Source organism: Ferrimonas pelagia, from assembly GCF_039543565.1.
GTDB classification, from domain to species: domain Bacteria; phylum Pseudomonadota; class Gammaproteobacteria; order Enterobacterales; family Shewanellaceae; genus Ferrimonas; species Ferrimonas pelagia.
In genome coordinates this window covers 1-2,419 of record NZ_BAABJZ010000048.1, presented here as the reverse complement: position 1 = coordinate 2,419, position 2,419 = coordinate 1, and the positions used below count along the sequence as shown (strand labels likewise).

The following is a 2,419-nucleotide window of genomic DNA, read 5'->3' as shown; positions in this document are numbered from 1 at the left end:
CGTTCTCATCCTCGAATCGCTGACTTTCTTGGCAAGTTGCTTGAAATCGCTGGAAGTATGCATCGTCGATGCTCGGGTCACTAATCAAAGCACTATTAGATCAAACTTTTAGTGCAATTGGTATAACTCAGGAAGAGGTTGTAATGAAAAGGATTTTATATCTTATTGGGTGTCTTCTATTCGCGCTATGTGGCAGCGTTTTTGCCAATCCACCGGAAGACAGTGAAAGCTATAGCCGATTTTCTCAGTATCAGAGTGTCAAGGTCTCGCCCGATGGTAAGCATCTCGCGGTGATCACGCCCATTGAAGGCAAAAATGCGCTGGCGATCCTCGAAACTGATTCGCTGGAACCAACAGTTGTTCTCCGACTGGCTGGCAATAATCAGGTAGGGAGTTATCACTGGGCCAATAATGAACGGATTATCTTTGAGAGACAATCATTCAGTAGTTGGTTCGAGCAGCCCAGGTCTTTAGGGAATGGTCTGGTGTGAATGTTGATGGCAGCAAGCGCCAAGGGATCTTTGGTGTCAGTGCCGGAGTTGGTGAAGTGGGGACTGCAACACGCCGTGTGGATTCCAGTGTTTCATATGGCATGATCGCCGATCTCTTGCATGATGATCCTGATCATGTGCTGTTTAGCGCATTCCCGATGCGTGGAGGCAAAGAGCCTAGGCCCATGTTGAAGCGCATTAATGTTTACACTGGCCGCAGTAAGGATCAGGGGCGAGCTCCTGTACCGCACGCACAGTTTTTGACCGATCATAAAGGTCAGGCGCGTTTCGCGGCTGGCAGCACTTCAAGTGGTGAAGCAAAGGTCTATTATCGCAAGGATGCAAGTGAAGATTGGATTCTGGTTCACAGCCAGGATGATCTTTACCTTGATATCACCCCTTTGGCTTTCGCCAGTGAAAACGAGGTCTATGTCGCCGGTCGTCAGGATCACAGTATCGAAGGGCTGTATAAATGGAATATGGAAAGCGGTAAGAAGGAGCTGCTGTACTTGGATGATTACGCCGATCCTGCCGAATACTTACTTTCCGCCGATCAAAGGAAGCTCTATGGCTTGGTGGTTCAAGCCGGTTATCCCAATTATGTGTTTGTCGATGAACAAGCGGAGGAAACGAAGCTGCTTAAGGCGATGATCAGTGCTTTGGACGGCCAGTTTGTTCGTCTTCGCCATCAATCCTACGACGGTCGATTTTCGGTCGTTACAGCGGGCAGCGACCGTGATCCAGGCAGTTTTTATCTATACGACAGCCATTCAAACAAGATGCGATTTCTCGCAAAGGCACGTCCCTGGGTGGATCCGGCCGAGTCGGCTGAGGTTAGGCCAATTCGTTTTGAGGCGAGAGATGGACTGGTAATTCACGGATTATTGACTTTGCCTCGTGGACGAGAGGATAAAGGACTGCCTTTGATCGTCCATCCCCATGGTGGGCCACATGGACCAAGGGATTGGTGGGGGTATAACAGCACGACCCAGTTCTTGGCCAGTCGCGGTTATGCGGTATTGCAGGTTAATTTCCGTGGCTCTGGTGGGTATGGTAAGGAATTCGAAAAAGCAGGATATCGACATTGGGGCGATAAGATCCAATACGATATTCTGGATGGTACCCATTACGTGATTGAGCAGGGCATCGTAGATAAGGAGCGGATCTGCATATATGGCGCCAGCTTTGGCGGCTATTCGGCTCTACAGGCGGCAGTTGTAGAGCCGGATTTGTTCAAGTGCACCTTGGGGTTTGTTGGGGTATATGATCTTGAGATGATGCACAAAAAGGGCGATATCCCCAAGAGAGAAACAGGCCGAAAATACCTCAACAAGGTGATAGGCAAAGACAAACAAGAGCTTATTCGTTTTAGCCCGGTGCACAATGTCGATAAACTTAAGGCTTCGGTATTCATTCTGCACGGTAAAGAGGATGAGCGGGTGCCGATTGAGCAAGCTTATGCGCTTCGGGATGCGTTGGATGCCATAGACTACCCGTATAAGTGGAAGGTGGTTAAAAAAGAAGGCCATGGCTTTTATAACGAAGATAATCGCGCCGAGATGTTCGAAGAGATGGTGACTTTTTTCGATGAGCATCTAAAGCTTTGATGAGCCCCGTTCTATAGAGCCGCTTGTGAGGGCGGCTTCAGTCGAATTGTCCTATTCACCCTCCAATCGTAAGGCTAGGAAGATAGTGCTTTAGGCACCGATACACTTGGCGGCTTATCGGTTTGAGCAATAGATCCTGGGGCAGAACCTTTACCGCTTTACCGTGCCGCTGAACAGAGGCCGTAGCATGTCGTCCTAAATAACTGTTCCGAAATGTAGATCACTGAGTTCTCAGATTTGGAGGGAACTCGGCTTCCATTGTGCGATCTGATCAATCGCCAAAAAGAAAAGTTCGACAAGGAAGCCGAGCCCCATGATGCT

At 49.0% G+C, this 2,419-nt stretch carries 2 protein-coding genes; both read left to right on the top strand.

Translation table 11 applies throughout. The features are described 5' to 3' along the window. The first annotated feature begins 143 nt into the window (after positions 1 to 143). Positions 144 to 491: a hypothetical protein gene (locus ABEA08_RS09590; RefSeq protein ID WP_345335075.1), complete on the top strand. Its 348-nt coding sequence runs from the start codon at positions 144 to 146 to the stop codon at positions 489 to 491. Next, complete coding sequence (locus ABEA08_RS09585) at positions 488 to 2,098, top strand: alpha/beta hydrolase family protein (RefSeq protein WP_345335074.1); 1,611 nt, start codon at positions 488 to 490, stop codon at positions 2,096 to 2,098. Before ABEA08_RS09590 ends, ABEA08_RS09585 begins: the two co-directional genes overlap by 4 nt. The last annotated feature ends 321 nt before the right edge of the window (positions 2,099 to 2,419 follow it).

Excerpts from the sequence above, each read along its gene's own strand:
- ABEA08_RS09590 (WP_345335075.1), top strand. The coding sequence starts at position 144 with ATGAAAAGGATTTTATATCTTATTGGGTGTCTTCTATTCGCGCTATGT.